Raw genomic sequence first — 23,366 nt, 5'->3', positions numbered from 1 at the left:
CACGGTCCCCGCCGGCCGGGGGATCTCGCGCACCACTCCTGCCCACCTGACCGGCGAGCGCCCCGATGCGTGACCGTCCCGGCCGGGCGGGACACCGTACCCAGGAGGCGCGCCGCCGGACGAGTGTCAGTGGTCGGGTGTTTCCTGGACCCATGAACAGACCGGACCAGGACGGCGCCGGCCGGAGGACGCGGTTCGCCATCGACGCCGTCACCGCGCTGCGCCTGGTGCGCGAGGATCCCGGCGCGGGCGCCCACCTGCCGCTGGTCGCGCCGGCCGCGCTGCGCAGCCACGCCATGTCGATCCTCTATCGCGACGCCGACGCGGGGCTCCTCGACGAGAAGACGGCGCGGGCGCTGCTCGAACGGGTGGCGACACTCAAGGTCCGGCTGCTGGGCGACCGGGTCTCGCGCGCGACGGCGTGGAAGATCGCCCGGCAGCTCGGCTGGCACGACACCGGCCAGGCGGAGTACCTCGCCGTCGCCACCCTGCAGGCCGACGTGCTGGTGGCGGGCGACCGCGACATCGCGGCGGCGGCGTCGGGGCTGGTGCCCCTGGCCACGTACGACGACCTGCGCCGGGCCTGACGGACCGGGTGGTACGAGTCGCGCGTGACCGGCCCCTGGCCGTGCGCCACAATCCTGCCGTGACCACCCTCAGGTTCGAGCTCAGCACGTCCGTCCCCGTCGGCCCGCGCGCCGCGATCGACTTCCTGGCGGACCTCACCCGGCACCGCGGCCTGCACCCCTACCTGGTGTCCGCCGACGTCGTCGCGAACGGCGCCGGCCCGGACGGGCCGTGGCAGGACTGGCACGTCGTCGAGCGGCCCCGGCTCGGTCCGCTGCGGTACACGATCAGGTTCCCCGCCCGCATGGTGCGGGCCGGCGACGACCTGCTGACGTCGTCCGTGCGGGCCGCGCCGGGCTGCACGCTGCGCACGGTCACCCGGGCGACGGCGTCGGGCGACGGCGCCCTGCTCGCGGAGACGACCGAGGTCACCGCCCCCTGGCCCGTGGCCGGGTACATGACCCACCACGCCCGCGTCGCGCACGAGCGGACGTTCACGCTGCTGCCCGGGGAGCTGGGCCGGCTCCGGTAGGCAGGACCGGGCCGGCAGGGCTCGCCACACCACGCGACACGCCGAGCGGCACGCCGTGTGCACCCGGCGGTTCGGGGGCATCATGAGGAACATCGGGGGGCGGCCGCATCTCGCGAGAGGAGCCGCGGCATGGAGCTGTCCGACCGGGCCAGAGCAGCGCAGGACGCCATCGAGCCTGTCACGTCCTTCTTCGTCTCGCTGCGCGCGATGGACGGTCAGCGCGACGTCGTCGACCTGACCTTCGGCGACCCGCACGAGATGCCGCTGCGGGGCCTCGTCGACGCCCTGCGCACGAACCTCGAACCCCGCGCCGTGGACTGGTTCGCCTACAAGACCAGCCTGGCCCCCGCGCGGGAGACGATCGCGGAGGGGCTGCAGGGCGAGCTCGGCCTCCCGTTCGACGCGGACGACGTGGCCATGACCCAGGGCGCGTTCGGCGCCATCGCGCTGGCGTTCCGGCTCGTGGCCGACGCCGGTGACGAGGTGGTGTTCCCCGAGCCGGGCTGGTTCTACGCCCCGATGCTGCGCGCGGCCAACCTGGTGCCGGTCCGCGCGCCGCTGACGGCCGACGGGTTCGACCTGGACGTCGAGGCCGTCGCCCGGGCGATCACGCCGCGCACCCGCATCGTCGTCGTGAACTCGCCCGCCAACCCGACCGGCCGCATCTACACCCGGGACCGGCTGGTCGAGCTGGCGAGCGTGCTCGACGCCGCGTCCGCGCGTCACGGCCGCCGGATCTGGCTGCTGTCCGACGAGCCGTACCGCCGGATCCGGTTCGACGGCGTGGGCTTCACGAGCCCGGCGGCCTGCTACCCCTGGACCCTGGTCGACTACAGCTACGGCAAGGTCCTGCTCGCCCCCGGGCAGCGCCTCGGCTACCTCGCGCTCTCGCCCCTGATCCCCGACGGCGTCCGCACCGAGCTGCGCGCCGCCCTGCTCCCCCTGCAGATGGGACTCGGCTGGGGCTTTCCCGACGCCCTCATGCAGTACGCGGTGCCGGCCCTCGAGACCGTCTCGATCGACGTCGGCGAGCTGCAGCGACGCCGCGACCTCATGGTCGCCGCGCTCGGCGCGGCGGGCTACGACCTCACCGTGCCCGAGGGCACGTTCTACCTGTGGAGCGCGGCGCCGGGCGGCGACGCGCCCGCCTTCGTCACCGCGCTCGCCGGGCGGGGCGTGTTCGTGCTGCCCGGCAGCGTCTTCGACCGGGCCGGGCACTTCCGGATCAGCCTGACCGCGACCAGAGCCATGCTGGAACGGGCGCTGCCGGCCCTGCGCGAGCTGGCGCCGCGCTGAGCGCCCGTCCCCGCTCGTGTCAGCGTCCCCTGGCACACTGGCGGCCATGACTCCTCCGGACGCCGCCTCGCCCGAGCTCGACGTGACAGGACCGGCGCTCGACCTGGCGCCGACGCCGCTCGACGTGCTGCGCACGGTGTTCGGCTACGACGCCTTCCGCGGTGAACAGCAGGAGATCATCGACACCGTGACGAACGGCGGCGACGCCCTCGTGCTCATGCCCACCGGCGGAGGCAAGTCGCTGTGCTACCAGATCCCGGCCCTCGTGCGGCGGGGCACCGGCGTGGTGATCTCGCCCCTGATCGCCCTGATGCAGGACCAGGTGGACGCCCTGGAGGCCCTCGGGGTGCGCGCCGGGTTCCTCAACTCGACCCAGGACGCGGACCAGCGCCGCCGGGTGGAGCAGGCCTACCGGTCGGGCGAGCTGGACCTGCTCTACCTCGCGCCGGAGCGGCTCGGCGTCGAGTCCACGGCCCGGCTGCTCGACCAGGGCACGATCGCGCTGTTCGCGATCGACGAGGCGCACTGCGTGTCCCAGTGGGGCCACGACTTCCGCCCGGACTACCTGCGCCTCGGCGCGCTGGCCGAGCGCTGGCCCGGCGTCCCGCGCATCGCACTGACCGCGACGGCCACCCAGCACACCCGCGAGGAGATCGCGGACCGCCTGGGCCTGGCGGAGGCCAGGCACTTCGTGGCCAGCTTCGACCGCCCCAACATCACCTACCGCGTCGCGCCCAAGGACAGCCCGCTGCGACAGCTGCTCAACCTGCTGCGCACCGAGCACCCCGGCGAGGCCGGGATCGTGTACTGCCTGTCGCGCGCGTCGGTCGAGAAGACCGCCCAGCAGCTCACCGACCAGGGCATCCGCGCCCTGCCGTACCACGCCGGCCTGCCCGCGCCGGTGCGCGCGGCCAACCAGGCGACGTTCCTGCGCGAGGACGGCGTCGTCATGGTCGCGACCATCGCGTTCGGCATGGGCATCGACAAGCCGGACGTCCGGTTCGTGGCGCACCTCGACCTGCCCAAGTCGGTCGAGGGCTACTACCAGGAGACGGGCCGCGCGGGGCGCGACGGCCTGCCCTCGACGGCGTGGCTCGCCTACGGGCTGGCCGACGTCGTCCAGCAGCGCAAGATGATCGCCGAGTCCGAGGGCGACCTCGCCCACCGCCGCCGGCTGTCGTCCCACCTGGACGCGATGCTCGCCCTGTGCGAGACCGTCGAGTGCCGCCGCGCCCAGCTCCTGCGCTACTTCGGCCAGCAGCACCCCGGGGACTGCGGGGCCTGCGACACCTGCCAGAACCCGCCCGAGGCCTGGGACGGGACCGTCCCCACCCAGAAGCTCCTGTCCGCCGTGTTCCGGCTGGACCGCGAGCGCAACCAGCGGTTCGGCGTGGGACACGTCGTCGACATCCTGCGCGGCAAGGCCACGCCCAAGATCACGCAGTGGGGGCACGACAGCCTCACGGTGTTCGGCGTGGGCGAAGAACTGTCGGACGGCGAGTGGCGGTCCGTGGCGCGCCAGCTCCTGGCGCAGGGTCTGCTGGAGGTCGACTCGAACCACGGCACGCTGCTGCTCACCGAGACCAGCGGCGACGTCCTGGGCCGACGGCGCGAGGTGCGGCTGCGGCGCGACCCGGCCCCGGCGGCGGGCGCGGCGCGCCGGTCGTCGCGGTCCGGGGGCGCGAAGACGGAGGCCGTGGCGCTGTCCGACGGCGACCAGGAGGTGTTCGAGCGGCTGCGCGCCTGGCGGGCGGCGGCCGCCAAGGAGCAGGGCGTGCCCGCCTACGTGGTGTTCCACGACGCGACGCTGCGCACCGTGGCGACGGAGCGGCCGGGCGACCTGGACGCGCTGAGCGGCATCAGCGGCGTGGGCCAGGCCAAGCTGGACCGCTACGGCGAGGGGATCCTGGCGGCGCTGCGCTCCCCCGAGTGACGCCCTCACTCACAGGTCGTGCTCGGCGAGCTCGCGGAACTCGTCGGGCACGGCCCCGCCGCGGCGCAGCACCACGGGGAGGTAGCCGACGGCGTCCCCGCCGAACCGCGTGCGGATCGCGTCCATCGACTCGTCGACGGCGCTGCGCGCCGCGCCCGGCGTGGAGCCAGGACGCCACGGGTCGGGCGGGTCGAGGTCGAGCTCGAGCTGCACCGCCGACTGGTCCGCGATGTTCGAGACGGAGACGCCGAGCAGCGTGATCTCGCACGGTGCGACGTCGTCGATCGCGGACCAGGCGAGCCGCACCGCGACCTCGGTGAGGGTGAGCGTGGCGGACATCGGCACCGGCAGCGTGAGGGACCGCGTCGCCCGCTGCATGCCCGCGAACCGCACCGCGACCGTGACGGTACGGCCCGCGCGCCCCTTGGCCCGCAGCCGCCGCGAGACCCGGTCGGACAGGTGCGCCAGGACCGCGCGCACGTCGTCCGGCTCGGGCCGGCGCCGGCTCAGGGCCGACTGCGCGCCCACGGAGCGGGCGCGGCGGCTGGTGACGACCCGGCGCGGGTCCTCGTCCTGCGCCATGGCGCTGAGCTTGTGCCCCACGGCATGCCCGAGGATGTGCTCGACCGCGGTCGACGGGGTGCGCGCCAGCTCGCCGATCGTCCGGATGCCGAGGTCCGCCAGGCGCTGCTCGTTCACGGGCCCCACGCCCCAGATCAGGCTGACGGGCAGCGGGTCCAGGAAGGTCCGCTCGGTGCCGGGGTCGACGACGACCAGGCCGTCCGGCTTGGCCACCTGGGAGGCGATCTTCGCGAGGTGCTTGGTCCGCGCCGCCCCGACCGAGATCGGGAGCCCCACCTCGGCACGGACACGCTCGCGGATCCGCGCCCCGATCGCCACGGGCGGGCCGAACAGGTGGGTCGCCCCGGACACGTCGAGGAAGGCCTCGTCGATCGAGATCCGTTCGACGATCGGCGTGACGTCGGCCAGGACGGCCATCACTGCGTCGCCGAGCCGCTGGTACTCCCCGAAGTGACCCCGGACGAACACGAGGTCCGGGCAGAGCCGGGCCGCGCGCCAGCCCGGCATCCCGCCCTGCACCCCGTAGGCCTTGGCCTCGTACGAGGCCGCGAGCACGACTCCCCCGCGCGGCCCGCCGCCGACGGCGATCGGCCGTCCGCGCAGGTCAGGATCCAGCAGCTGCTCGACCGACGCGTAGAACGCGTCGAGGTCGGCGTGCAGGATCGTGGCGCCGGGCACTGACATGACAGCATTCTACTCGAACACCTGTTCCAAATCGCGTGCCGGCGCCACATCCTCGGCGCCGCATGCCTGGCGCCGAGCCGGTCAGGGGTTGGCGTACATCTGCACGACGACGCGGTCGAAGCGGCGCACCTCGAGGTCCTGGCGGGTGATGGTCCAGTACAGGATCCCCATCGGCACCCCGACCCACTGAGCGAGCACGACCCAGTCCTCCGGGCGGGACCACTGCTCGCCGGGCTGCTGGAACGCCGAGCCGCCGGCCGGGTCCCCGTAACCGTCGAAGTCGTAGGCGTGGCCGCCGAGCTGCCATTCGCCGCCCTCGTCGGACTGCTCGGACCAGACGTCCTGCAGCGTCTCCGCGTGGGGGTGCAAGGCGCTGTTCTCGGAGTCGAGCGGGCAGGAGGGCAGTGACACGCCGGGGACCAGGCGGAAGTCGGGGGCACGCCGCAGGGCCTCGTCCAGCTCCTCCGGTGAGTCGTACTCGTAGGGCTCGTAGTCCGGCGAGCTCTCCCGCTCCTCGACCGGCGCTCCCGCCGGGACGTACACGGCGCCGCCCGGCAGGACTTCGTCCTCCAGCTCGACGTTCGCGAACAGGAGCACGTGGCCGTCGGGCGGCAGCGGCAGGTCGGTGGCTCCCGGCGGGATCGCCGCCAGGTCGAGCGTCACGATGAGCTGGTACTCGTCGGAGCGGTCGGGTCCGTACACCGTGGCGGGTGTGGGCACGTCCGGCGGGAGCAGCAGGGGGGTGCCGAACCGGCCGACGACCGGGCCGCCGCCGTCGGGCGCCGTCCGCAGCACCGGGCGCGCGAGCCCGAGCCACCGGTCGACGTCGGCCGCCGGGACCCCCCGGTCGAGCGCCTGCTCCCGGAACCGGTCCAGCCACCACAGCGTGGTGGCGGGCAGCTTCCGGACGGACGCGGGCAGCACCCCGGCGCCGAACTCCCAGCCCGGCTCCGGCCCGGCCGTTTCCCCTTCATATATGTACATATCGGGAGTTTACGGACGGGGTCTGACACGCCCCGGGGCAGGCGGTCCGGGGCTCAGGCGGTCCGGGCGAACAGGTGCCGGCTCCCGATCACCCTGTACCCGAGCCGCCCGTAGAGCACCTGGGGCCAGTCGTCGGCCGCGGCGAGCAGGAACCGGGTGGCACACCCTGCCTCGTGGGCGCGCCGGGTGGCGTCGCGAAGCAGGGCCTGGGCGTAGCCTCGGTCGCGGTGGCCCTCCTCGGTCAGGACGTCCTCGATCTGTGCCAGGCCCCGGGCCGGGTCCAGGTAGAGGTCGGCGCGGGCGACGACCTCACCGCCCGCTCGCACAGCCAGGAACACCACGCCGTCCGCGGCGCGCGTCCGCGCACGGCGCCGGTCCACGAGCTGCTCCACCACCTCAGGCGACGCGTCCGGGAGGGCCCCGCGCCAGCCGCCCCGCTCCATGTCCGCCAGGTCGTCGGCCGTGACAGCACCCCGGAAGCAGAGCTTGTTGTGGTCGTGGGACGCCGCGTACCGGGGGCTGAGCACCGCGAACCCGCCCGGGAACTCGACGACCCGCTCCGCCTGGCGCCGCTCGAAGCCGCGCAGGAAGTCGCGCACGCCGCCCAGCAGGTCGCCGTCCGGAGCAGGTTCGGACAGCACGGGGCCGGTCGTGTCGTCGAGGTCCATGCCACGAGAGTTTCAGGTCCGGCCGCCGGAACCCAGCGATTTCCCGATCACACCCGCGCGTCATATATGATGTACGACGTGCCGACGACGCCCCCCGCCCCGATCTCCCTCCCCTCGCGGACGGAGCACGCGCTCGCGACCATCAAGGAGGGCATCCTCAGCGGCCGGCTCGCCGCCGGGCAGGCGCTCGTCGAGGCGGAGCTCGCCCAGGAGCTGGCGATGTCCAAGACCCCGGTCCGCGAGGCGCTCAAGACCCTGGAGATGAGCGGGCTCGTCGTGGTGCGGCCCTACGTCGGGGTGCGCGTGCGCGAGCTGACGCAGGCCGACGCCGTCGCCATCTACGAGACCCGGCTGCTGCTCGAGCCGGAGGCGACCCGGCGCAGCGTGCTGCGCGGCATGGACACCTCCGCCGCGCGCGCGGCGCTGGAGCGGGCGGCCGAGGTGACCGAGCCGGCGCAGCGCAGCCTCGCCAACCGCGCGTTCCACGCGGCCCTGTGGGCCGCGGCCGACAACACGATCCTGATCGGCATGCTGGAGGGCCTGCGGGACCAGACGGCGCTCGCCGCCGTCACCACCTGGGCCAAGCAGCCGAGCTGGCGCGACGAGGCGCAGGAGCACGCACAGATCCTTGCCGCTGCCGCGGCCGGCGACGCCGACCGCGCGGCGGACCTGACCCGCCGGCACATCGCCGGCTTCCTCGACCGGCTCCACCAGGGAGGTGCGACCGCCTGACCCTCAGGACCCGCGCCGCGAGCGCCGGCGGGCCCGAGGGCCCGGCGTCCGCACGCGCGGCGATGCAGACGAGGTGCAGCCCGTTCACCGCCAAGTTCCCGGGCCGCACCTCTGGAACGAGTGCTCCATGGCGGAGCACGCACGTCACTCGATGAAGGAGCAACGATGCTCAATAGTACAAAGCAGCCCGTGGCTGTCGCAGCCCGTGCGCGGCGCAGCCAGATGCGCTGGACGATCGTCGCGTTCTCGGCGCTCGGCCTGACCATCGCCTACCTCGACCGCGCCGCCCTCAGCGTCGCGCTGCCGTTCATCTCGGAGGACTTCCACATCAGCCCGGCCGTGCAGGGCGTGCTGCTGTCGTCGTTCTTCTGGACCTACGCCCTGTTCCAGGTGCCGTCGGGCTGGCTCCTGGACAAGTTCGGTCCGCGCGTCATCTACCCCATCGCGGTGGGCTGGTGGTCGGTCTGGACGGCGCTGACCGCCTTCGCGACGGGTGTCACGAGCCTGATCGTCTTCCGGCTCGGCCTCGGCATCGGCGAGGCGCCGGTGCAGCCGGCGAACATCAAGGTGGTCTCCACCTGGTTCCCGCGCCGGGAGCGCGCCTTCGCGTCCAGCCTGTTCGACATGGGCCAGCAGATCGGCTCGGCCCTCTCGATCCCGATCGTCACGTCGATCGCGGTCTTCGCCGGCTGGCGGTGGACCTTCGTGGTGATCGGCGCCGTGGGCCTGCTCTGGATCGTGGGCTGGCTCGCCATCTACCGCGCCCCGCAGAACCACAAGCGGGTGAACCCCGAGGAGCTCGAGTACATCCGCTCCGACCAGGCCGAGATGGTGCGGCACAGCGGCGAGGAGGTGCGCTGGAGCACGCTGCTGCGCGACAACCAGACCTGGGCGCTCATGCTCGGCTACGTCTTCCGGTCGCTCGCCGGGGCGTTCTTCCTCACGTGGTACCCCAGCTACCTGCTCAACGAGCGCGGGTTCACCGAGGCCGAGTTCGGCATGGTCGGCGCGCTGCCCGCCGTGATCGGCATCGGGTCCACGGTGCTGGGCGGGATCGTCTCCGACCGCATGCTCGCGAGCGGCCTGTCCCCGAACATCGCACGCAAGGTGCCGATCATCTCCGGTCTCGTGCTCAGTGCGTGCATCGGCTTCAGCCCGTTCGTGGAGAGCAACGTGGTGCTCATGGTGGTCCTCACGGTCTCCAGCGCCGCGCACTCCTTCGCGGGCGCCGCGATCCTCAGCCTGCCCGCCGAGGTCTCCCCCAGCCCCGACCGCGTCGGCTCGCTGGCCGGCTTCCAGAACTTCGGCTCGCAGCTCGGCAACCTCATCAGCCCGATCGCGATCGGGCTGGCCCTGACGGCGTCCGGCGGCTCCTACCTCTGGCCGCTCGTCCTCGCGGCGGTCAGCTGCCTCGTGAGCGCCGCGATCTACGGCTTCTGGGTGCACATCAAGCCCGTCGAGCAGCAGCACGGCCGGCCCGACGCCGACCAGCAGGACCCCGCCGGATCCCTGCGGACCGGCACCCGTCAGAACGGAGCATCATGACCGGGTACCACGACATCGTCGAACGCCTGCGGACGGTCGTCGGCATCCCCGTCGTCCCCTATGCGCCCGACGGCGCCGTCGACCTCGCCCTGACCGGGCGGCTCGCCGGCCGCCTGGTCGACGCCGGGCTCGGCGCGATCACGCCCAACGGCAACACCGGCGAGTTCTACGCCCTGACCCCGCGGGAGCGGGCCGACGTCGCCCGCACGGTCACCGAGGTGGCCCGCGACCGCGCAGTGGTCGTCGTCGGTGTGGGGCTGGACCCGGCCACGGCGCAGGCCGAGGCACGCGCGGCCGCCGAGCTCGGCGCGCACGCGGTCATGGTGCACCAGCCGGTGCTCCCGTACATGTCGCGGCAGGGCTGGGTCGAGTACACGGCCGCCGTCGCGCACGCGGTGCCCGGCCTCGCCGTCCTGCCGTACGTGAGCTCCCCCGCCATCCGAGGCGCGGACATCGCGGCGCTCGCGCACCAGGCGGGCAACGTCGTGGGGATCAAGTACTCCGTGCCCGACCCCGTCGCGTTCGCCGAGACCGTGCAGGACACGGACGCCGACCTGCTGTGGATCGCCGGGCTGGCCGAGTCGTACGCGCCGTCGGCGTGGCAGGCCGGAGCCCGCGCGTTCACCTCGGGCCTGGTCAACGTCGCCCCGGACGTCTCGTTCGGGCTGCTGGACGCCCTCCGGCAGGACGACGCCGCCCGCGCGGCCGCCGTCTGGCGTCGCATCCGGGAGTTCGAGCAGCTGCGGGCCCGCGACCGGTCGGCCGACAACGTCTCGGTGGTCAAGGAGGCCATGCACCAGATGGGGCTGTGCGACCGGTCCGTCCGGCCGCCCAGCACCACGCTGGCCGAGCCCGACCGCGCCGCCGTCGCGCGGATCCTCGACGACTGGAAGGTTGCGGCATGACCGGCACGACGATCGCCCGGCTCACCACCTACCTGCAGCGGGTCGGGAACCGTCCCCGCGTGCTGCTGCGCATCACCACCGACGACGGCATCGACGGCTGGGCCGAGATCTACAACCACGGCCCCGACCTCGCCTACCCCGCGATCATCGAGTACCTCGCCGACCAGATCGCGGGCATCGACGCCTCCCGCGTCGCCTACGTGAACCAGCTCCTGCACCAGTCGGCCCGGTTCCCGCAGGGGGCGCTCGGGCTGGCGGCCATCGCCGCGGTGGACCACGCCCTGTGGGACATCGCCGCCAAGCGGCTCGGCGTGCCCGTCTACCAGCTCCTCGGCGGCGCCGTCCGTGACCGGGTGCGGGTCTACGCGGGCCTGTACGACGCGCCCGACGTGCCGCAGCTGCGCGACCGCACGGCCGCGCTGCACGAGCACCACGGCGTGGACGCCTTCAAGCTCAGCCCCTACCGCCGCGACCTCGGGTCGCGGTTCGGTCTGGTCGCCCGCGAGCTCGGCGACTGGTTCGGCGAGATCCGCGCGAACCATCCCGACGAGTGGGAGTTCGCGTTCGACGCCCACGGCTGCCTGTGGGAGCCCCGCCAGGCCGTGGACCTGGCCGCGGCGCTCGCCCCGAACGAGCCCATGTTCCTGGAGGAGCCGATCCGCCCGGAGTACCTGCCCGCCTGGGGCCGGATCCGCGCGGAGATGGCCGTGCCGCTCGCCACCGGCGAGTCGCTGTACTCCCCGAACGAGTTCCTCGGCCTGCTGAGCGTGCAGGGCGCGGACATCGTCCAGCCCGACATCTGCGTGGTCGGCGGGCTCACCCAGATGCGCAAGATCGCCACGCTCGCCGAGGCGCACGACGTCCCGGTCGCACCCCACAACCCGCTGGGGCCGCTCGCGACGGCGGCCAACGTGCACTTCTCGGCCGCGACCTGGAACTTCTCGATCCTGGAGTACAAGCCCGACGACGTCTCCTGGTGCCACGACCCGTACGTGCCGGTCGACGGGCACCTGGAGCTGCGGCCCGACCGGCCCGGCTGGGGCATCGAGATCGACGAGTCGGCGCTGGCGCACGACGACTGGGTGCACTGGGAGCGCAAGGTCCCGGTGCGGAGGGACGGGTCGACGGGATGGATGTGACGACACCCGGCACCGCGCCCGGTACGGGCCCGGGCGCGAGTCCCGTGCGCAGCAGGGACGCCCGGACCGGCGCGGTCCGCGACCTCGACGTCGTCGAGACCACCCCGGACGGCCTCGACGACGTCGCCCGGCGAGCCGCCGCCGCGGCCCCCGAGCTCGCCGCCTGGCCGCGCGAGCGGCGAGCCACGCTCCTTCAGGCGCTCGCCGACGCGCTCGACGCCGACCGCGAGACCCTCGTGGCCGAGGCCGACCGCGAGACCGCCCTGGGCCCCGACCGGCTCGGCGGTGAGCTCACCCGCACGGCGTACCAGCTGCGCACGTTCGCCCGCGTGGTGCGCGACGGCGCCTACCTGGAGGCCACGATCGACCACGCGGGCGACACCCCCATGGGCCCGCGCCCCGACCTGCGCCGCATGCTGGTGCCGCTCGGCCCGGTCGCGGTCTACGCCGCGAGCAACTTCCCGTTCGCGTTCTCCGTGCTGGGCGGCGACACGGCGTCGGCGCTCGCCGCGGGCAACCCCGTGGTCGTCAAGGCGCACCCGGGGCACCCCGCCACGTCGGAGCGCGTGGCGCGGCTCGCCGGGCGGGCCGTCGCGGGGTCCGGCGCGCCCGCGGGCACGTTCGCGCTGGTGCACGGCTTCGACGCGGGGGTCGCGCTCGTGTCCCACCCGGCGATCCGCGCGGCCGGGTTCACGGGGTCGCTCGCCGGCGGGCGGGCGCTGGCCGACGCCGCGGCGGCGCGTCCCGCGCCGATCCCGTTCTACGGGGAGCTGAGCAGCATCAACCCGGTGCTCGTCACGCCGGCCGCTGCCCGCGAGAGGGCCGACGAGTACGGGGCGGGCCTCGCCGGCTCGGTGCTCCAGGGCGGCGGCCAGTTCTGCACCAAGCCCGGCCTCGTGCTGGTGCCGGCGGGTGCGGACGGCGACCGGGTGGTCGACGCGTTCGCGCGGGCGATCGACACGGCGCCGGCGCTGCCCGCCCTGACGGCGGGCATGGCGGACGCCTACGGGCGCGGGCTGACGGCGCGGGCCGCCGACGCCGTCGTGCGGGCGCAGGGTGCCCCCGCCGCGGCGACGCGGACGGCGGCGCCCGCCGACGCGCCGACGACGACACGGCCCGCGCTGCTCGAGGTCCCGGCCGGGAAGCTGACGGCCCGGCTCGTCGAGGAGTGCTTCGGGCCGCTCGCCGTCGTCGTGCGGTACGCGGACGAGGCCGAGGCCGTGGCCGTCGTCGAGCAGGTGGAGGGGTCGCTCACCGCGAGCGTCCTCACGGGTGGCGCGGCCGACCTGGACCTGCCCGCCGCGCGGGCCGCGCTCGCGGCGCGGGCCGGACGTGTGCTCTACGACGGCTACCCGACCGGCGTCGCCGTGGCCTGGGCGCAGCACCACGGCGGGCCGTGGCCGTCGACCAACTCGCTGCACACGTCCGTGGGCGCCACGGCGATCCGCCGGTTCCTGCGTCCGCTCGCGTGGCAGCAGGCGCCGCAGCACGCCCTGCCGCCGGAGCTGCGGGACGGCGCGCCGGTCGTCCCGGTCCGCGTCGACGGGGAGCTGGTGCTGCCGGGGGTGTGAGCCGGCCGGACACGATCGAAAAACAAGCGGCCCCGCGGCTGTGGATGCCGTGGGGCCGCTCGATCCGCTGTCTCATTCGGATCCCGCCGGCGCTCTCGCGCCGGAAGTCTGCGTGAAGTCTAGCCGATTCACCTGTCCTGGCGGGGGCAGGTGGATCGGCGCGTCCGCGGCGGCGGGCGGCCCCGTCGCCGGGATAGCCGTGGCCGTCGCGCGGACCTACTCTGGAGGGGTAACCCCTTCCGCGACGACGACGTGGCGGTGACACCCATGGTCTGGTCGTTCCTGACGCGCCCGAAGCCCGCTCCTGACCCGCTGGTGACCCTGCGGCTGCAGGCCCGGCTCGGGCAGCTCGCGACCGAGCTGCGCCGCGTCGAGGAGGACCCAAGCCTCTACGCCCGTGCCCACCACTGGTTCGCCGTGCAGAACGCCTACGACGCCCTGCTGCGCGAGGCGTGCCGCCTCGCCGAGCTGCCCACGGACACCGACCCGCTGCGCGCCAGCGAACGCTCGGCCGCGGACGAGCGGCTCCGGGAGGAGCTGGAGCTCAGCTCGCGCGGCTGGTCGTGGTGAGAGATTCTCAGGTGATCGCTGCCGCTCCTGCCCATGCGCGCAGGTCACGCTCAGCGCTCTCGACCTGACCACGGAGCACCGCGAACTCGGCTTCGTCGAACACCTCCGCGGAGTCGAGGTACACCCGACGTGCCTGTTCCGCACCGACGATCCGCCACAGGATCTCAGTGACCTGTCGCTGCTCGCCTGCAGAACGCTCCTCGATGCGTGCGATCAACCGACGGGCGAACTGGTCACGACCGAGCCAAGAGCTCCGGAGGACTCCGGGAGACCTGAACTCGGCGATTCGCCGGACCGCCTGCCTGGTGAGCCGGTCACGGGGTATGGCGAACGCGATCGCGACGAGGGAGTAGGCGATGGTCACGGGGAGGACCACCTCCGTGAGCGGGGCTGTGCCGGGTTCCGCCGACCCGCTCGCCCACCACCAGACGACTGCCAGGACCACCGGGACCGCGCAGACAAGGGCGTTGGCCGCACGGGACCATCCGAAGCACCTCCGGGCGACCTGCCCCAGCTCGTCGAGCCGTGCCCGGATCCGCTGGATCTCGAGCGAATCGGCGCGCGGGTCGATCACGAATACGGGACGGTCGAAAGCCAGGGCCCGTTCGTCCTCCCAATTGGGTATGAAGACCGGGCCAGGCTTCGAGACTATCCAGACGAGACCGAGGAACAGGCCGGGGACGGGCGCCTGCCACACATGCTGCACGGGCCAGAGCGTAGCGGCTGACCGGATCCGGACCGGCCTTCGCCGCGGCGCACGACGGGAAGGGCTCGGGTCGTGCCCCGCCCGCCTAGAGTCAGGGCATGTTCCCCTGGCTAGAGATCGCCGGCTGGGTCGGCTCCGCGCTCGTCGTGCTGTCCCTCACGCAGGCGCGGGTGTTCCGCTTCCGCTGGCTCAACCTGACCGGCTCCCTGATCGCCACCGCGTACAACGCGGTCCTCGGGATCTGGCCGTTCTTCGCGATGAACGCCGCGATCAGCCTCATCAACGTCTACTGGCTGCGCCGCCTGAACCGCGAGCGCCACGACGCCGCGGTGTACGAGGTGGTGGAGGTGGCGCCGGACGACGCGTACCTGCTGCACGTGCTGCGCACGCACGCGGCCGACATCGCGACCTTCGCCCCGGACTTCGTGGCGCAGCCGGAGCCGGGTGAGGAGCGTTCGGCGTTCCTGGTGCAGCGCGGCGACGAGACGGTGGGCGTGGTGGAGGTGCGCGACGCCGGGGACGGCGCGGGCGTGGTGGAGCTCGACTGGGTGTCCATGCGGTTCCGCGACCTGACGCCCGGCGAGTTCGTGTACCGGCGCAGCGGGATCTTCGCGGCCAAGGGGTTCGACCGCGTCGTCGTGCCGCGGGCCGCGCCGGGCGAGCACGCGTACCTGCGCGGCGTGGGCTTCCGCCCGGAGGGCGACACCTGGGTGCGGGAGGTCGTGGCCGACGGCGGGTGAAAGCTGCCGGGGCCGCCTTGACAGCACAGGGGACGGCTGGGAAAACTCTTTCCTGCCGCTGGTCTGCATCGAGGCAATCCGGCGCCGCCGACACCGACGTCCGGGAGAGAACGTGCACCTGCCCTCAGGCAACCGAAACAGCGGCAGACCGGGAGGCAGGCACGGGCGCCGGCGGTCCCGGGCCGCGGCGACCACCGCGCTGGCGCTCCTCGTGCCCGCGGTCCTCGCGCCCACGGCGCTCGCTGCTGCTCCGGCACCCGCCGCCCCCGCAGCGACGCAGGAGACGACACAGGAGCCGGCCGGCGTGCTCGGCGGCTGGACCGTGTCCTCGCCGGACCGGTCGATCGAGGCCACCGTCGACGTCGTCGACGGGACCCTCACGTACGAGGTCGTGCGCGACGGGACCACCACCGTCGTCGCGCCGTCGGGCCTCGGCCTGACGCTGCGGGAGCCCGCGGTCGACCTGACGACGGGGCTGACGGTCGACTCCACGGAGCGCGACGTCGTCGACGAGACCTGGACCCCCGCCTGGGGCAACGACGCCCGGGTGCGCAACCACGCGAACGAGCTGACGGTGCACGCCGTGCACGAGGCCTCGGGCGTCGAGCTGGACGTGGTCCTCCGGGTCTTCGACGACGGCGTGGGCTTCCGGTACACCTTCCCGGAGCAGGAGGGCCTCGGCGACGACGTGGTGGTGTCCGGCGAGACGACGCAGTTCGCGCTGCCCGCGGACCTGACGGCGTACTCCATCCCCGCGGGCACGCGGTGGAGCGCGGACGAGCAGCACTACCGCACACAGCCGTTGCCCGACGTCGCCTCCGCGCAGACGCCGATCACGATGTCCCGGGACGACGGCCTGTTCCTGGCTGTGCACGAGGCGGCGCTGATCGACTTCCCGAGCATGACGGTGGTCCGCGGCACGACGCCGGGCACGCTCGTCTCGGACCTCATCGCGCTGCCGAACGGCGACAAGGCGGTGATCGACGTGGACGCCGACGGCTTCAGCACGCCGTGGCGCACCGTCACCGTGGGCCGGTCCGCCGGCGACCTCGCCGCCTCCCACCTCATCGAGAACCTCAACGCGCCGTGCGCCATCTGCGACGTCGACTCCGACGACGACGGCACCGCGGACACCACCGGCTGGATCGACCCCGGCACCTACGTCGGCGTGTGGTGGGAGCTGCAGCGGCGCGACACGACCTGGAACGCCGGGCCCAAGCACGGCGCCACGACGGCACGCATCAAGGAGTACGTGGACCTCGCCGTCGAGGCTGGCGCCACGTACGTGCTGGCCGAGGGCTGGAACCAGAACGCGGGCGGCGAGTGGAAGGGGCAGGACTTCGTCACGCCCCAGGCCGACGTCGACATCGACGAGGTGCTGGCCTACGCGAAGGCGAACGGCGTCGGGTTCATGGCGCACAACGAGACCCGCGGCTACGTCGACTACTACGACGCGCACATGGACGAGATCTTCGACCAGTACCAGGAATGGGGCATCCACGCCCTGAAGACCGGGTACGCCACGCGGTTCGAGCTGGGCGGCGTCAACCGCAGCCACTACGACCAGGAGGCGGTCAAGCACTACCAGCGGGTCATCGAGTCCGCGGCGCGGCACCAGATCTCCGTCAACGCCCACGAGTCCATCAAGCCGACCGGCCTGTCGCGCACCTACCCGAACATGATGACGGGCGAGGGCGTGGCCGGCATGGAGCAGCACAACTACATGGGCGCGAGCGGCAACCCGCCCGAGCAGGCCACGATCCTGCCGTTCACCCGCTGGATGGGCGGGCCCGCTGACTACACGCCCGGCGTCCTGGCCGTCACCTGGGACCCGGCGAACCTCAGGACCAGGGTGCAGACCACCACGACGGCGCAGCTCGCGCTCTACCCGACGTTCTCCAGCCCGCTGCAGATGCTGGCCGACACCCCCGAGAACTACGCCGAGCACGCCGAGGCCTTCGCCTACCTCCACGACATGCCGACGGTCTGGGACGAGTCCCACGTGCTCGACGCCGTCCTGGGCGACCACACCGTGACCGCCCGGCGCAGCGGGTCCACCTGGTACCTGGGCTCCGTCACTGACGAGAACGACCGCACCGTGCGGGTACCGCTGACCTTCCTGGACGAGGGCACCACCTACGTGGCCGACGTCTACGCCGACGCCGGGGACGCGTCCTGGAAGGGCAACCCGACCGCCGTCGAGGTGACGCACTCGCTGGTGGACTCGACCGACACGATCGACGCCTCCATGGTCGGCGGCGGCGGGCACGCCGTGAAGCTGCGCCCCGCCACGCCGCAGGACGTCGCGGAGCTGGACGACTACGCCGCCGGGACGTTCACGCTGCAGGGCACGCCGGAGGTCGCCTACGACCCGACGGCCGGCACCGTGACGGTCACCGCGACCGTCCGCAACGACGGCACCACGGCGGGCCAGGCCCGCATCGCCGTGGACGGCGCGACGGTCGACGGCGCCGCCGGCCGGGTGGGCGGCGGGCAGACCCGCACGTTCACGTTCGCCGTCGCGGCCGACGACGTCGCCTACCGGGCGGCGAACACGATCGCCGTCGTCGGTGCGGACGGGACGCCCGGGCGCCCGCTCTCCGTGGCGCTGCTGCCGCGGCCGGACGAGTCCCTGACCGACCTGCTGGACGACGAGGCGGAGCGCCTGGCCCCCGCCCGGGCCGCGCTCCTGTCCGAGCGTGCCGAGGCGGCGCTGGACGCGGCGCGCGAGAACGACTTCCCCGCCGTCCGCCGGGCGATGCAGGCGGTCCGCCAGGCCGTGCTCACCTCCTCCGCGGAGGCGGTGCCGCCCGGCGTCGCGGACGAGATCGACACGATCGTGGAGCCGTACCTCGGCACCGCGGCGGGGCTGTTCGGCATCCTGTCGCTGATCAGCGACGCCGAGGACGCGTCCGCGATCGACGTCGCGACCGCCGTCGCGCTGCGGGAGCCTGCCGCCGAGGCGGTGGCGCACGCCCGGGCGGGCGACACCGCGGCGATGACCGAGGCCCTGGGGGTGCTGGCCCAGGAGATCGCCGCCGCCGAGGGCGACGACGCGGCCCTGGCGACGCTGCTCGCGGCCGTCGAGGCGCAGCACGGCGAGCAGGTCAGCGAGGCGGAGACGGCCACGCTGCTGGGCGGCGCCCGCACCAACGCCGAGCACCCCGGCTACACGGGGACCGGGTTCGTCCGGGACCTGACGAAGGTCGGGGCGGGCGTGCGGTTCACCTACGAGGCCGCGGCGCCCGTCACGGTCGAGCTGTCGTTCCGGTACGCGAACGGGATGGTCGTCGCCCCGCTGGACCGCCGGCTGTCCGTCTCGGTGGACGACGGCGCGGCGCAGCCGGTCGACTTCCCGAACCTCGGCCAGGGCGCGGACCGGTGGCGCATCTGGGACCACTCCCCCGGCGTGCCCGTCACGCTGGAGGCCGGGCGGCACGAGATCCTGCTGCACCACACTGCAGCCGACACGGGCAACATCAACCTGGACCACCTGCGGGTCACGGCCCGGCCCGGGGTGCTGACCGAGCCCGAGGCCGCCGCCTGGGCGGCCCGGACCATCTACACCACCGGCGACCGGGTCGCCCACGACGGCGCGCTCTGGCATGCCTCGTGGTGGACCCAGAACCAGACACCCGGCGCGTCGGCCTACGGGCCGTGGCAGGAGATCGCGGAGGCCTGGGACGGCACCGCGGTCTGGACGCCGTCGCGCATCTTCGACACCGGCGACGTCGTAGAGCACGACGGCACGCTCTACGCGGCGAAGTGGTGGACCCGCAACCAGGAGCCGGGCGACCGGCACGGGCCGTGGCGGGAGGTCGGCTGACGGTCTCCGGCTCGTCGGCGGGCGGCGTCTCGCTGCCCGCCGACGGCCGAGCGTGGCGTCAGGTGGCCTCCGGGTCGGCTCCCTGCGCCGCGCGTCCGCCGTCGACGGGCAGGACCGCCCCGTTGACGAACCCGGCGGCGTCCGACAGGAGGAAGGCGACCGCCTCGGCGACCTCCTCGCCCGCGCCCACCCGGCCGAGCGGGTGCAGGGCGGCCATCTGCGCGTCGACGCCGGGGTGCGCCCGCCGGTACTCCTCGTAGCGCGCCGTCGTCACGGACCCGAGGGCCACCGCGTTGGTGCGGATGCCGTCGGGCCCGTGGTCGACGGCGACGGCTCGGGTCAGGGCCTCGACCGCGCCCTTGGCGGTGGCGTACGGCAGGGCGCCGCGCACCGGCCGCTGCGCCTGGTGCGAAGAGACGTTGACGATCGCGCCGCTCCGTCCGTGCCGCAGGAGGTGGCCGACGGCGGTGTGGCAGCCCGTGACCGCGAGCGCCAGGTTCGCGGTGACGATACCGAGCACGTCGGACGGCGGTGCGGTGATCGGCGCGTCCCGGAAGACGGCGGCGTTGTTGACCCAGCCGGCCAGCGGGGCCGCGGCCTCCGCGGCGTCGGCGGCGCGGCGGGCGACGTCGGGATCCGCGGCGTCGCCGCTGACGAGCGTGACGCGGGGGTCCTCCCAGCCGAGCGGCCCGGCGAGGTCGAGGACCACGACGTGGCCCTCGGCGGCGAGCCGCAGCGCGATCGCGCGGCCCACGCCCTGCCCGCCCCCGGTGACGACGTACGAGCGCGGGGCGGAGGAGCTCGTGGTTCCGAGGGCGTGGGGACTCGGGCTGGTCGGTTCCGTGTGTGCGGCCATCCCCCGATCCTGCACCCGGGGGGCGGCGGAGACCGAGCGGCCGCGGGGAACGAGTGGCTGCGGGGATCGAGTGGCTGCGGGGATCGAGTGGCACGGGACCGAGTAGGGTGCGGCGCGGACGCACGAGAGCGGCCCGACGAAGGAGGAGCACCAGGGTGTACGACCACGTCACGGCGCGTCGGCGCCCGCCCGTCAGCCTGCTCGTGTGGGTGCTCGCCGCCGTGCTCCTGTTCGGCGCGGTGATGGGCACGATCTGGGTGCTGAGCCGGGACGTGTCCGGGCAGGACGCCGCCGGGCAGGCCTCGGCCGGCGCCTCCGCGAGCGCGGCGCCGAGCCCCACGCAGGCGAGCCCGGTCAGCGCCCCGGCGAGCCCGGCGCCGTCGCCCACGCCGAGCGCCCCACCGCCGGAGCCGGCGCCCGTCACGCTGCAGGGCGTGGCGTCCGGCCGGTGCCTCGACGTTCCCGGCGGCGTCGCCGCGGACGGCGCGGCCCTGCAGATCTACGACTGCAACGGGTCGGCGGCCCAGCAGTGGACGGCGTCGGCCGCCGGGGAGCTGCGCGTGCTCGGGACGCTGTGCCTGGACGACCCGAGCGGCGGCCAGCAGGGCACCGCCGCCCAGGTCTGGACCTGCCACGGCGGCGCGAACCAGCAGTGGGCCCCGCAGGCGGACGGCACGGTGCGCAACGCCGCGACCGGGCTGTGCCTGGACGTCTCGAACGCCCTCACGGACAACGGCACGCCCGCGATCATGTACGGCTGCCACGGCGGGGACAACCAGCGCTGGACGGTCTCCTGACCGGTCGCCGCTGACCTGTCACAGCGGGCGGCCGAGCGCTCGGCCGGCCGCCCGTCAGGGCCGTACCCGCCCGGGCAGCCTCAGACCCGCGGCGGAGCCTCGGCGAGCTCGCGCAGGGCCTCGACCGCGAGGGCGTGGTCGTCCTGCTGCGCCAGTCCCGACACGGTGACGACGCCGACGATGCCCACGCCCGCGACGCGGACCGGGAAGGCGCCGCCGTGCGCCGAGTACTCCTGGAACAGCAGCCCGTGGTCGGCATTGAAGTCGGTGCCCTTGGCCTTGGCCCGCAGGCCCACGAGGTACGACGACGCCCCGAACCGGTAGACCACCCGCACCTTGCGCTTGATCCACGAGTCGTTGTCGGGCGTCGTGCCGGGCCGCGCCGCGTGGAAGACCTGCTGCGTGCCCTTGCGGATGTCGATCGTCACGGGCAGGTCGCGCTCCACCGCGAGCTCGACCAGCAGGCTGCCGAGGCGCCAGGCGTCGTCGTTCGTGAACGTGGGCAGGACCAGCTCGGCCTCCTGGGCCTCGACCTCGGTGATGATCGCGCTGACATCGGATTCGCTCATGGGCCCATCCTGCCCTGCCGGCGTCCTCCCCCTCTTCGAGGCCCGGGTTTCTTCGCTTTGAGCCGGCTCAAAGCGAAGAAACCCGGGCCTCGAAGGGGAGATCGACGGCAGATCAACCGGACAGATCGGGCGGCCCCACGCGCGACCCCTCAAGCGGTGCGGTCAGGGCGCCTCGTACGTGGCCGTCACGTGGTAGACGCCGCCGCCCCAGCCGTCGGCGGGGAACGCGTCGGAGACCCGGATGTAGGCGGCCTTGTCGGCACCGAGGTGCTCGGTCAGGTCCAGGGTGTGCTCGGCCCGGTTGGAGCCGTCCCGGATCTGCTCGTCCTCGGTCAGCACCGTGGTCCAGCTCTCGCCGTCCGGGCTCACCTCGACGACGTACTGGTTGTCGATCGTCAGCGTCGCCTGCGCCGACGTCGTGCCCGCGGGGAACGGGAAGCGGTAGACGAAGGCGCTCTCGCCGTCGGCGTACCTGCTGCCGCCGCCGCTGAAGCCGGAGCCGCCGGCGTCGAACAGCCAGGGGATCTCCTCGGGCGACCCGGCGGCGAAGTCGACGACGGCCGCGACCAGCACCTCCGCACGCGCGGTGTAGGTCAGGCCCGACCGCGCGGTGACGGTCACGCTCACCGGGTAGCTGCCGTCGGCGGTGCCGGCCGGGATCCGCACGTCCACCGGGACGGTGGCCCGCGCGGGGTCGGCGTGGCCGGACGGGTCGAGCCGCAGCGTCCGGTCCGCGGTGACCTTCCAGCCCCGCGGGCCGGTGGTCCGCACCGTCACGGGCAGCGCCTCGGGGCGGGCGGACGTCGCTGCCACCGTGACGTCGAGCCCCACCCGCGTGGCCTGGCCGGGGCTCGGCATCACGGCGACGACGGCGGGCGCGGCGGCGGCCGAGAGGGTGCGGCGCGGCTGCTCCCGCGGGACGTCGGCGATCAGCGCGCTCAGGGCGCTGGCCTGGGTGCGCCAGTCGAACACGTTGGGCTGCTCGGCGGTGCCGCCGGCCCAGCGCAGGCACAGCCGGCCCACGACGTCGCGGTCGTTCGCCCAGACGGAGGCCGCCTGGTCGGCGACGAACTGCGTGTACGCCGGCTCGCCCGTGGCGTCGGCGAGCTCCATCAGGTACCGCTGGAAGATGCCCTTGAACTGCTTCTGGTTGTCGTCGCAGCTGCGTCCCGCCGCCTCGCACCACTCGGTCAGCACGCCGTCCTTGACCAGCACGTCGGACTCCAGGGCGGAGTCGGCGAGGTACTTCGCGGTGTCGAGCAGCTCGGGGTCGCCCGTGGCCCGCCACAGCTCCAGCGCCGCGCCGATGCCGAGGCCCTGGTTGTAGGTCCACACGGTGTCGCCGTTGCTGCTGCAGTCGTCGCGCAGCCCGTCGTTCACCAGGCCGTTCGCGTTGATCATGCCGCTGCCGACGTACCAGTCCCAGGCCTCCTGGGAGCGGTCCAGCCAGAGCGTGTCGCCCGGGAGCCGGTTGTGCAGCTCGGCGGTCAGGCGCACCCACTGGCCGTTGGTGACGGCGTTCTTGTAGGTGCGCTCCTCGTTCCACCAGATGCCGCCGCCGCAGGTGCTGGTGTCCCAGAACTCGTTCATGAACTCGCCGATGGTGACGGCCATGTCGAGGTACTTCTCGTCGCCGGTCAGGTCGTAGGCGGTGACCCAGTTGAGCCCCCACCACCCGGAGTCGTCGATGGCGCGGCTGGTGAAGTTGCCGTAGATCTCGTCGGTGGACCGCTCGCCGGCCGGGAACGGACCCTTGTTGGTCTCGAAGCTGTGGTCGAGCTCGGCGAGGTAGCGCCGGTCGCCCGTGCGCGCCATGTAGTCACCGATGGTCTGCAGCGCGACGGCGGAGTTCCACCAGCTCGACGCGAACCACGCCTTCTGCTGGTCGTAGGAGTCCATCAGCACGTCGGCGGAGACCCGCGCGTCCGCGACGGCGGTCGCGGCGTCGACGTCGTCGGCGGCGTCGGCCGACACGGTCACAGGTTCGGTGGGTGGCGGCCCGGCGTGCGCCAGGGCGACTGGTTGCAGGCCGGCGATCACAGCGATGGCCAGCAGGACACGTCGGGTACGACGCAACATCGACATCGATGGGCTCCTCCCCCCTGGGCGCGACGTTGCCCCCAGGCGCTCGTGATTTCACCCAAAACCTACAGGACAATAAGAT

The 23,366-nt window shown here is 73.8% G+C and carries 20 protein-coding genes; 13 read left to right on the top strand and 7 right to left on the bottom strand.

Translation table 11 applies throughout. The features are described 5' to 3' along the window. Positions 1–152 precede the first annotated feature (152 nt). The 4 genes from ACIPN7_RS26960 (at position 153) to recQ (ending at position 4,328) form a co-directional block, all read left to right on the top strand. The gene (locus ACIPN7_RS26960) at positions 153–587 is read left to right on the top strand and encodes a hypothetical protein (protein ID WP_400549788.1); all 435 of its coding nucleotides are present in this window, start codon (positions 153–155) and stop codon (positions 585–587) included. Positions 588–646: 59 nt separating this feature from the next. Further along, entirely contained in the window at positions 647–1,099 is a 453-nt protein-coding gene (locus tag ACIPN7_RS26955) for a hypothetical protein (protein WP_400549786.1), read from the top strand. Positions 1,100–1,228: 129 nt separating this feature from the next. Next, a complete protein-coding gene (locus ACIPN7_RS26950; protein ID WP_400549784.1) occupies positions 1,229–2,395 on the top strand; it encodes an aminotransferase class I/II-fold pyridoxal phosphate-dependent enzyme in 1,167 nt (388 codons plus the stop codon). Positions 2,396–2,441: 46 nt separating this feature from the next. Beyond that, complete coding sequence (gene recQ / locus ACIPN7_RS26945; RefSeq protein WP_400549782.1) at positions 2,442–4,328, top strand: DNA helicase RecQ; 1,887 nt, start codon at positions 2,442–2,444, stop codon at positions 4,326–4,328. Positions 4,329–4,337: 9 nt separating this feature from the next. Here recQ and dinB read toward each other — a convergent pair whose 3' ends face one another. The 3 genes from dinB to ACIPN7_RS26930 form a co-directional block, all read right to left on the bottom strand. Further along, positions 4,338–5,594 carry a DNA polymerase IV gene (gene dinB / locus ACIPN7_RS26940; RefSeq protein WP_400549780.1) on the bottom strand — a complete coding sequence of 419 codons (1,257 nt, stop codon included), beginning with the start codon at positions 5,592–5,594 and terminating at the stop codon, positions 4,338–4,340. 81 nt (positions 5,595–5,675) lie between these two features. Then, positions 5,676–6,578 carry a DUF1963 domain-containing protein gene (locus ACIPN7_RS26935; RefSeq protein ID WP_400549778.1) on the bottom strand — a complete coding sequence of 301 codons (903 nt, stop codon included), beginning with the start codon at positions 6,576–6,578 and terminating at the stop codon, positions 5,676–5,678. 53 nt (positions 6,579–6,631) lie between these two features. After that, on the bottom strand, positions 6,632–7,246 hold the full coding sequence (locus ACIPN7_RS26930; protein ID WP_400549776.1) for a GNAT family N-acetyltransferase: 615 nt from the start codon (positions 7,244–7,246) through the stop codon (positions 6,632–6,634). Between the two features lie 69 nt (positions 7,247–7,315). Between ACIPN7_RS26930 and ACIPN7_RS26925 the strand changes: the two genes are divergently transcribed. The 6 genes from ACIPN7_RS26925 (at position 7,316) to ACIPN7_RS26900 (ending at position 13,708) form a co-directional block, all read left to right on the top strand. After that, entirely contained in the window at positions 7,316–7,978 is a 663-nt protein-coding gene (locus ACIPN7_RS26925) for a GntR family transcriptional regulator (protein ID WP_400549774.1), read from the top strand. A 189-nt stretch (positions 7,979–8,167) separates the two neighbouring features. Then, a complete protein-coding gene (locus ACIPN7_RS26920; RefSeq protein ID WP_400549772.1) occupies positions 8,168–9,523 on the top strand; it encodes an MFS transporter in 1,356 nt (451 codons plus the stop codon). Beyond that, positions 9,520–10,428, top strand: a complete 909-nt coding sequence (locus ACIPN7_RS26915) for a dihydrodipicolinate synthase family protein (protein ID WP_400549770.1) — start codon at positions 9,520–9,522, stop codon at positions 10,426–10,428. The genes ACIPN7_RS26920 and ACIPN7_RS26915 overlap by 4 nt, the downstream gene beginning before the upstream one ends. Then, positions 10,425–11,567, top strand: coding sequence for a mandelate racemase/muconate lactonizing enzyme family protein (locus tag ACIPN7_RS26910; RefSeq protein WP_400549769.1), 1,143 nt, complete (start codon positions 10,425–10,427; stop codon positions 11,565–11,567). Before ACIPN7_RS26915 ends, ACIPN7_RS26910 begins: the two co-directional genes overlap by 4 nt. Further along, positions 11,558–13,138, top strand: coding sequence for an aldehyde dehydrogenase family protein (locus ACIPN7_RS26905; protein ID WP_400549767.1), 1,581 nt, complete (start codon positions 11,558–11,560; stop codon positions 13,136–13,138). The genes ACIPN7_RS26910 and ACIPN7_RS26905 overlap by 10 nt, the downstream gene beginning before the upstream one ends. A gap of 267 nt (positions 13,139–13,405) precedes the next feature. Then, positions 13,406–13,708, top strand: a complete 303-nt coding sequence (locus ACIPN7_RS26900) for a hypothetical protein (protein ID WP_400549765.1) — start codon at positions 13,406–13,408, stop codon at positions 13,706–13,708. Positions 13,709–13,715: 7 nt separating this feature from the next. On the opposite strand, the gene ACIPN7_RS26895 is transcribed toward ACIPN7_RS26900, so the two are convergent. Further along, on the bottom strand, positions 13,716–14,414 hold the full coding sequence (locus ACIPN7_RS26895; RefSeq protein WP_400549763.1) for a hypothetical protein: 699 nt from the start codon (positions 14,412–14,414) through the stop codon (positions 13,716–13,718). 98 nt (positions 14,415–14,512) lie between these two features. Between ACIPN7_RS26895 and ACIPN7_RS26890 the strand changes: the two genes are divergently transcribed. Together ACIPN7_RS26890 and ACIPN7_RS26885 are read left to right on the top strand one after the other, a co-directional pair. Next, positions 14,513–15,154: a hypothetical protein gene (locus ACIPN7_RS26890; RefSeq protein WP_400549761.1), complete on the top strand. Its 642-nt coding sequence runs from the start codon at positions 14,513–14,515 to the stop codon at positions 15,152–15,154. A gap of 211 nt (positions 15,155–15,365) precedes the next feature. Beyond that, positions 15,366–18,980: a glycoside hydrolase family 97 catalytic domain-containing protein gene (locus ACIPN7_RS26885; RefSeq protein WP_400549760.1), complete on the top strand. Its 3,615-nt coding sequence runs from the start codon at positions 15,366–15,368 to the stop codon at positions 18,978–18,980. A gap of 58 nt (positions 18,981–19,038) precedes the next feature. Here ACIPN7_RS26885 and ACIPN7_RS26880 read toward each other — a convergent pair whose 3' ends face one another. Further along, entirely contained in the window at positions 19,039–19,836 is a 798-nt protein-coding gene (locus tag ACIPN7_RS26880) for an SDR family NAD(P)-dependent oxidoreductase (RefSeq protein ID WP_400549758.1), read from the bottom strand. Positions 19,837–19,991: 155 nt separating this feature from the next. Between ACIPN7_RS26880 and ACIPN7_RS26875 the strand changes: the two genes are divergently transcribed. Continuing rightward, on the top strand, positions 19,992–20,633 hold the full coding sequence (locus ACIPN7_RS26875) for an RICIN domain-containing protein (RefSeq protein WP_400549756.1): 642 nt from the start codon (positions 19,992–19,994) through the stop codon (positions 20,631–20,633). An 80-nt stretch (positions 20,634–20,713) separates the two neighbouring features. Here ACIPN7_RS26875 and ACIPN7_RS26870 read toward each other — a convergent pair whose 3' ends face one another. Both ACIPN7_RS26870 and ACIPN7_RS26865 read right to left on the bottom strand, forming a co-directional pair. Further along, on the bottom strand, positions 20,714–21,202 hold the full coding sequence (locus ACIPN7_RS26870; RefSeq protein ID WP_400549754.1) for a heme-degrading domain-containing protein: 489 nt from the start codon (positions 21,200–21,202) through the stop codon (positions 20,714–20,716). A gap of 162 nt (positions 21,203–21,364) precedes the next feature. Then, positions 21,365–23,287: a glycoside hydrolase family 76 protein gene (locus ACIPN7_RS26865; RefSeq protein WP_400549752.1), complete on the bottom strand. Its 1,923-nt coding sequence runs from the start codon at positions 23,285–23,287 to the stop codon at positions 21,365–21,367. Positions 23,288–23,366: the final 79 nt, after the last annotated feature.

It is taken from the genome of Promicromonospora sp. NPDC090134 (assembly GCF_044746965.1).
Classification (GTDB): Bacteria; Actinomycetota; Actinomycetes; order Actinomycetales; family Cellulomonadaceae; genus Promicromonospora.
This window is presented reverse-complemented; position numbering and strand designations above follow the sequence as displayed.

What these genes read in the sequence shown, in the direction of transcription:
- ACIPN7_RS26960 (WP_400549788.1), top strand. Translation starts at nt 153, where the DNA reads ATGAACAGACCGGACCAGGACGGCGCCGGCCGGAGGACGCGGTTCGCC.
- ACIPN7_RS26935 (WP_400549778.1), bottom strand. Translation starts at nt 6,578, where the DNA reads ATGTACATATATGAAGGGGAAACGGCCGGGCCGGAGCCGGGCTGGGAG.
- dinB (WP_400549780.1), bottom strand. Translation starts at nt 5,594, where the DNA reads ATGTCAGTGCCCGGCGCCACGATCCTGCACGCCGACCTCGACGCGTTC.
- ACIPN7_RS26910 (WP_400549769.1), top strand. Translation starts at nt 10,425, where the DNA reads ATGACCGGCACGACGATCGCCCGGCTCACCACCTACCTGCAGCGGGTC.
- ACIPN7_RS26865 (WP_400549752.1), bottom strand. Translation starts at nt 23,287, where the DNA reads ATGTCGATGTTGCGTCGTACCCGACGTGTCCTGCTGGCCATCGCTGTG.
- recQ (WP_400549782.1), top strand. Translation starts at nt 2,442, where the DNA reads ATGACTCCTCCGGACGCCGCCTCGCCCGAGCTCGACGTGACAGGACCG.
- ACIPN7_RS26900 (WP_400549765.1), top strand. Translation starts at nt 13,406, where the DNA reads ATGGTCTGGTCGTTCCTGACGCGCCCGAAGCCCGCTCCTGACCCGCTG.
- ACIPN7_RS26890 (WP_400549761.1), top strand. Translation starts at nt 14,513, where the DNA reads ATGTTCCCCTGGCTAGAGATCGCCGGCTGGGTCGGCTCCGCGCTCGTC.
- ACIPN7_RS26925 (WP_400549774.1), top strand. Translation starts at nt 7,316, where the DNA reads ATGTACGACGTGCCGACGACGCCCCCCGCCCCGATCTCCCTCCCCTCG.
- ACIPN7_RS26930 (WP_400549776.1), bottom strand. Translation starts at nt 7,246, where the DNA reads ATGGACCTCGACGACACGACCGGCCCCGTGCTGTCCGAACCTGCTCCG.
- ACIPN7_RS26905 (WP_400549767.1), top strand. Translation starts at nt 11,558, where the DNA reads ATGGATGTGACGACACCCGGCACCGCGCCCGGTACGGGCCCGGGCGCG.
- ACIPN7_RS26870 (WP_400549754.1), bottom strand. Translation starts at nt 21,202, where the DNA reads ATGAGCGAATCCGATGTCAGCGCGATCATCACCGAGGTCGAGGCCCAG.
- ACIPN7_RS26915 (WP_400549770.1), top strand. Translation starts at nt 9,520, where the DNA reads ATGACCGGGTACCACGACATCGTCGAACGCCTGCGGACGGTCGTCGGC.
- ACIPN7_RS26950 (WP_400549784.1), top strand. Translation starts at nt 1,229, where the DNA reads ATGGAGCTGTCCGACCGGGCCAGAGCAGCGCAGGACGCCATCGAGCCT.
- ACIPN7_RS26880 (WP_400549758.1), bottom strand. Translation starts at nt 19,836, where the DNA reads ATGGCCGCACACACGGAACCGACCAGCCCGAGTCCCCACGCCCTCGGA.